The sequence below is a fragment of the Streptomyces sp. NPDC126499 genome (assembly GCF_040302485.1).
In the GTDB taxonomy this organism is placed as follows: Bacteria; Actinomycetota; Actinomycetes; order Streptomycetales; family Streptomycetaceae; genus Streptomyces.
In genome coordinates this window covers 103,863-110,277 of sequence record NZ_JBEOUO010000022.1, presented here as the reverse complement: position 1 = coordinate 110,277, position 6,415 = coordinate 103,863, and the positions used below count along the sequence as shown (strand labels likewise).

5 protein-coding genes are annotated in these 6,415 nt (G+C 71.6%); 4 read left to right on the top strand and 1 reads right to left on the bottom strand.

From position 1 onward, the window contains the following. Window positions 1–114 precede the first annotated feature (114 nt). A complete protein-coding gene (locus ABTZ91_RS27270) occupies window positions 115–1,329 on the bottom strand; it encodes a hypothetical protein (protein ID WP_352079886.1) in 1,215 nt (404 codons plus the stop codon). A gap of 264 nt (window positions 1,330–1,593) precedes the next feature. Between ABTZ91_RS27270 and deoC the strand changes: the two genes are divergently transcribed. The 4 genes from deoC (at window position 1,594) to ABTZ91_RS27250 (ending at window position 6,414) form a co-directional block, all read left to right on the top strand. Beyond that, complete coding sequence (gene deoC, locus ABTZ91_RS27265; protein ID WP_352079885.1) at window positions 1,594–2,553, top strand: deoxyribose-phosphate aldolase; 960 nt, start codon at window positions 1,594–1,596, stop codon at window positions 2,551–2,553. Between the two features lie 5 nt (window positions 2,554–2,558). Next, window positions 2,559–3,995 carry an aldehyde dehydrogenase family protein gene (locus tag ABTZ91_RS27260; protein ID WP_352079884.1) on the top strand — a complete coding sequence of 479 codons (1,437 nt, stop codon included), beginning with the start codon at window positions 2,559–2,561 and terminating at the stop codon, window positions 3,993–3,995. Further along, entirely contained in the window at window positions 3,988–4,878 is an 891-nt protein-coding gene (locus ABTZ91_RS27255) for an aldehyde dehydrogenase family protein (RefSeq protein ID WP_352079883.1), read from the top strand. Before ABTZ91_RS27260 ends, ABTZ91_RS27255 begins: the two co-directional genes overlap by 8 nt. Window positions 4,879–4,944: 66 nt before the next feature. Beyond that, complete coding sequence (locus ABTZ91_RS27250; RefSeq protein ID WP_352079882.1) at window positions 4,945–6,414, top strand: TerD family protein; 1,470 nt, start codon at window positions 4,945–4,947, stop codon at window positions 6,412–6,414. Window position 6,415 lies beyond the last annotated feature (1 nt).

The following is a 6,415-nucleotide window of genomic DNA, read 5'->3' as shown; positions in this document are numbered from 1 at the left end:
GTGATGAACTGCAGGGCGTCGAGCGGGAGCTGCTCGTCGCCGCGGTGGCGGCTGATAAGCGGCGGCCCGCCGCTGGGGTGTGGGTGTCGCGTGGTGTGGGGTGTGACGCGGGTGTCAGCCGCGGGCGGCGGAGCGGCGGCGCAGGGCGGTGAGGCCGAGCCCGGCGACGACCACGGCGGCACCGGCGCCGGAGGCGAGCAGCGCGGTGTCGTTGCCCTGCTCGACGCTGCCGAACTCCGCACCGGCGGCGACCCCGCCCTTGGGCACGACGCTGGTCTGACCGCCCTGGGTGCCCGTGCCCGTACCGGTGCCGGTCCCGGTGGACGCCGAGGGCGTGGCCGAGGGGGTCGGCGAGGGCGAGGTGGTGGGCTTCTGGGACGGAGCGGTCTTCACGCAGCCCTTGGGGAGCTTCGGAAAGTCGTTCCAGCGGTAGGGCATGTCGCCGCCCTGGGTGCGCTGGCCGAAGCGCGGGGTGAGGGTGTCGGCGCGCTCGATCTTCAGGCCGTTGACGGAGTCGACGGGGTGCGCGCGGTCGACCGTGGCGACGGCCGAGCCGCGCTTCCGCAGGACGGCCGAGGGGCCCTCGTTCAGGTCGTTGGTGAGGGAGACGACCCAGCCCGCGCCGAACGAGGACTCGATCTCCTCCTTGACGGTGCAGATCGCGGTGACGGTCGGCCCGCTGAGGGTCTTCGCCGGCGGCAGGGGGGCGGGGGTGGTCGGCTTCGGGGTGACGATGCCGGGGCCGAGGTACTCGGGGACGCCCTGCTTCTTGCCCGGGCCCGCGATGTAGGCGGACAGGCCGCTGCGGTACTCGAGGACGACGACGGCGTCCTTGCCCATGTAGAAGACCTTGCGGAAGTCCTTGTCGTTCACGTACGACCAGCCCAGACCCTTGTCGCCGGCGATCAGCTGGATGCCCGTCCGGTCGGACCGCAGATCGATCTGGACGAGCGTGCCGTCGGCGAGGCGGTAGGTGCCGGACTTGGTGGGGTGGGCGTAGTTGCCCTGCCAGGAGATGATGCGGCCGTCCTCCGTGAGGACCGCGAAATGCCCGTTGTTGTTGGCCGCCGCGGGGCGCCCGTTCGCCTCGATGCTGCCGATCGACCGGCCGTGCAGGAAGGCGTCGGCGCGGTAGTGCGTCGGGCCCAGCTTGTAGACCTTGACAACGGTGCCGTCGGCGAGCGTCACGGTCCTGACGAGCGTTCCGCCGTCCTCCGCGGTGGCGGCCGGGCCGTCCGCCGCGAGGGCGGTCCCGGTGGCGACGACCGGCGTCATCGCGAGGCCCGCGAGGAGGGCGGTGGCGACGGCGGTGCGGAGGGCGATGCGCATAACGACTCCCGTGAAGTCAAAAAGGTCGGATGGGAAGAGCCGCATGCCGCTGACATCTCGTTCGGGTGGGGCCGGTGAGTTCTCGCTGGCTGCAGAAGAAACGTTATTGACCTGCGGTGATGGAGTTGTCCGCTCCATGTCACGGGCATGTGACAGACCTCACCGCCCCTTCCCCTCCCCTGCCCCCACCTGCGCTTTCGCCCGCTCGTACGAGCAGCCCCCTGTACAGGCCGCTACGCGCGTAGATATGCTCGACTGGTGACCATGCCCACCACTGCAACCGCAGCTTCTGCTTTCGCCGACGTGACCGCGTCCGAGAGCACGCTGCGCCGCTTCCTCCACGGGCTGCCCGGCGTCGACGCCGTCGGCCTGGAGGCGCGCGCCGCGTCCCTCGGCACCCGCTCGATCAAGACCACGGCCAAGGCGTACGCCATCGACCTGGCCATCTCCATGATCGACCTGACGACGCTCGAAGGCGCGGACACCCCGGGCAAGGTCCGGGCGCTCGCCGCCAAGGCCGTCCGTCCCGATCCGACCGACCGCACGACCCCGACGACCGCCGCCGTCTGCGTCTACCCCGACATGGTGGCCACCGCCAAGGCCGCCCTGGCCGGCTCCGGCGTCAAGGTCGCCTCCGTCGCCACCGCCTTCCCGGCCGGCCGCGCCGCGCTGCCCGTGAAGCTCGCCGACACGGCCGACGCCATCGCCGCCGGCGCCGACGAGATCGACATGGTCATCGACCGTGGCGCCTTCCTCGCCGGCCGCTACCTGGAGGTGTACGAGCAGATCGCCGCCGTCAAGGCGGAGTGCGGCGACCGCGCGCGCCTGAAGGTGATCTTCGAGACGGGCGAGCTGTCCACGTACGACAACATCCGCCGCGCCTCCTGGCTCGGCATGATGGCGGGCGCGGACTTCATCAAGACCTCGACCGGCAAGGTCGCGGTCAACGCCACCCCCGCCAACACGCTCCTCATGCTGGAGGCCGTGCGCGACTTCCGCGCCCAGACCGGCGTCCAGATCGGCGTGAAGCCCGCGGGCGGCATCCGCAACACCAAGGAAGCCGTCAAGTTCCTGGTCCTGGTCAACGAGACCGTCGGCGAGGACTGGCTGGACAACCACTGGTTCCGCTTCGGTGCCTCCAGCCTGCTCAACGACCTGCTGATGCAGCGTCAGAAGCTGGCGACCGGCCACTACTCCGGCCCCGATTACGTGACGGTGGACTGATCAACATGGCATCTGCATTCGAGTACGCACCGGCGCCCGAGTCCCGGTCCGTCGTCGACATCGCGCCGTCCTACGGCCTGTTCATCGACGGCGAGTTCACCGAGGCGGCCGACGGCAAGGTCTTCAAGACCGTCTCCCCCTCCACCGAGGAGGTCCTCTCGGAGGTCGCCCAGGCGGGCGCCGAGGACGTGGACCGCGCGGTGAAGGCGGCCCGCAGGGCCTTCGAGAAGTGGTCGGCGCTGCCCGGCTCCGAGCGGGCCAAGTACCTCTTCCGGATCGCCCGGATCATCCAGGAGCGCAGCCGCGAGCTGGCCGTCCTGGAGACCCTGGACAACGGCAAGCCGATCAAGGAGACCCGCGACGCCGACCTTCCGCTGGTCGCCGCGCACTTCTTCTACTACGCGGGCTGGGCCGACAAGCTCGACCACGCCGGCTTCGGCGCGAACCCGCGCCCGCTGGGCGTGGCCGGCCAGGTCATCCCGTGGAACTTCCCGCTGCTCATGCTCGCGTGGAAGATCGCCCCGGCGCTCGCGACCGGCAACACGGTCGTCCTGAAGCCCGCCGAGACCACCCCGCTCTCCGCCCTGTTCTTCGCGGACATCTGCCGCCAGGCGGGGCTGCCCAAGGGTGTCGTCAACATCCTTCCGGGGTACGGGGACACCGGCGCCGCGCTGGTCGAACACCCGGACGTGAACAAGGTCGCCTTCACCGGCTCGACCGCCGTCGGCCGGGCCATCGCCAAGGCCGTGGCCGGCACGGACAAGAAGCTCACCCTGGAGCTGGGCGGCAAGGGCGCCAACATCGTCTTCGACGACGCGCCCATCGACCAGGCCGTCGAGGGCATCGTCAACGGCATCTTCTTCAACCAGGGCCAGGTCTGCTGCGCCGGATCGCGCCTGCTCGTCCAGGAGTCGGTCCACGACGAGCTGCTCGACTCGCTCAAGCGCCGGCTGAGCACCCTGCGCCTCGGCGACCCGCTGGACAAGAACACCGACATCGGCGCCATCAACTCCGAGGAGCAGCTGGCCCGGATCACGAAGCTGGTCGAGCAGGGCGAGGCGGAGGGCGCCGAGCGCTGGTCCGCCGCGTGCGAGATCCCGACCTCGGGCTACTGGTTCGCCCCGACGCTCTTCACGAACGTCACCCAGGCGCACACCGTCGCCCGCGACGAGATCTTCGGCCCGGTCCTGTCCGTGCTGACCTTCCGTACCCCCGACGAGGCCGTCGCCAAGGCCAACAACAGCCAGTACGGCCTGTCGGCGGGCATCTGGACGGAGAAGGGCTCCCGCATCCTCGCGGTGGCGAACAAGCTCCGCGCCGGGGTCGTCTGGGCCAACACGTTCAACAAGTTCGACCCGACCTCGCCGTTCGGCGGCTACAAGGAGTCGGGCTTCGGCCGCGAGGGCGGCCGCCACGGTCTGGAGGCCTACCTCGATGTCTGATCAGACCCGTCTGAGCGTCTTCAAGACCTACAAGCTGTACGTCGGGGGCAAGTTCCCCCGCTCCGAGAGCGGCCGGGTGTACGAGGTGACGGACTCCAAGGGCAAGTGGCTGGCCAACGCGCCGCTGTCCTCCCGCAAGGACGCTCGGGACGCGGTCGTCGCCGCGCGCAAAGCCTTCGGCGGCTGGGCGGGCGCCACCGCCTACAACCGCGGCCAGGTCCTCTACCGCGTCGCGGAGATGCTGGAGGGCCGCAAGGGCCAGTTCGTGCACGAGGTCGCGCACGCCGAGGGCCTGTCGAAGAACAAGGCGGCCGAGGTCGTCGAGGCCGCGATCGACCGCTGGGTCTGGTACGCGGGCTGGACGGACAAGATCGCGCAGGTCGTCGGCGGCGCGAACCCGGTGGCGGGCCCGTACTTCAACCTGTCCACCCCGGAGCCGACCGGTGTCGTCGCCGTGATCGCCCCGCAGGAGTCGTCGTTCCTGGGCCTGGTCTCCGTGATCGCCCCGGTCATCGCGACCGGCAACACGGCGGTCGTGATCGCCTCCGAGAAGGCCCCGCTGCCGGCGCTGTCCCTGGGCGAGGTGCTGGCCACCTCCGACCTGCCGGGCGGTGTCGTCAACATCCTGTCCGGCAAGGCCGCCGAGATGGGCCCCCACCTGGCGGCCCACCTGGACGTCAACGCGATCGACCTGACGGGCGCGGACGCCGACCTGGCCCGCGACCTGGAGATCGCCGCCGCGGACAACCTGAAGCGCGTCCTGCGCCCGCGCGCCGAGGACTTCACCGCGTCCCCGGGCACGGACCGCATGACCGCGTTCCTGGAGACGAAGACCGTCTGGCACCCCACGGGCAGCCTGGGCGCGAGCGGCTCCTCGTACTAGGCCGGACCTTCGGTCGGACGGCCCCGGGTGTGGACACCCGGGGCCGTCCGCGCGCAAGATCCGTTCATGATGAGGGGACTGGTCAAGGGGAACAACGCCTTCGTCCCGACGGCCGCGCTACGCGCCGCCGTCCGGAGCGGGGTGGACGTCGCGGCGCTGCTCGTGACGGAGCGGGGCAGGGTCCGGGGGGACTCCGACATCGTGTTCGACGGCGCTCCCGCGCACGCGTCGGGCGCGGTACGGCTCACCGGGAGCGAGGACGGCACGGTGTGGGTCGACGCCGACCTTCCGCGCATTGAGGAGGCGATCACCCGCGTCCTCCTCGTGGCCTCGACGGAGGCGGGCGCCCTGCGGGACGCGCACGGCCTCTCCGTGGAGGTCTTCGGCCCCGACGGCTCGGCGGTCGTGGCGTACGAGGTGACCGACGCGGGCGACGAGACGGCGATGGTCCTCGCGGAGCTGTACCGCCGCTCCGGCGGCTGGAAGTTCCGCGCGGTGGGCCAGGGGTACGTCGACGGGCTGACGGGACTGGCGAGGGACCACGGGGTGGACGTGAGCGAGGCCCCGCGCGAGACGCCGGTCCAGGCCCCGGCCCCGGACACGTCGACCGCCCCGGTCACGGCCCGGGCCGAGGCGCCGGCCACGGCGCAGGGCGAGCCCGGGACCCGGCCCCAGGCACCGGATCAGCCCCAGGCACCGGCCCGCGTTCGGCGCCCGACCCGGGCCGAACTCCTGGACATGACCCCGGAGCAGATCCGGGCCCTGGCCCTGGAGGCCCGCGCGTCGGCCCAGGAGGCCCCCGAATCCCCGGCCTCGGCCGCGCTCCCCGTACAGCCTTCGCGTCCCTCCACCGGCCAGTGGCGGCACGGCTCCGACTTCACGCCGCGCAAGCTGCGCGGCCGCGAGAACGACGTGATCACCCTGGACGGTCTCCCGCCGGGCGTGATCCTCGTCGAACTCGACGTCACCGGCCCCGGCTACACCGGGATGTGGCCCCTCGACGGCAACAACAAGAAGTTGCGCTACCTGGTCAGCAGCACGATCGACGACTTCCGGGGCCGCGTCGTCACCACCGTCCCCGAGGACGGACGGCTGCGGCTGCGACTGGAGACGGACGGGGAATGGCGGCTGCGGGTCGCGCCGCTGTCGACCGCTCCGCTGCTGACGGGCAAGCCGCTGAAGTCCAGGGGCCCGGACGTCCTGCGGTACACCGGCGGACCGGTCGACGTCGTCTTCGGCTACGAGGGCGACTCCAACTTCATCGTCCACCTCTTCGAGCTGGCCGGGCACGACGACCTCACCCGCCTCCCGGCCCGGGGGACGAACGCCGTCAACGAGATCGGCCGACGGAAGGAGACGGTGCCCCTCCCCGCAGGCCCGCTCGTCCTCAGCCTGCCGGCGTCGGACGGGCTGTGGAGCGTGCGCCTGAAGGATCCGGGGGCGTACGGCGGAGAGTCGTACGCCGACGGTGGCGGCGTCGTCGCGAAGGTGCCCGAACCCCGCACGGTGCTCAGCTGGCTGCGGCGCGGCCGCTGAG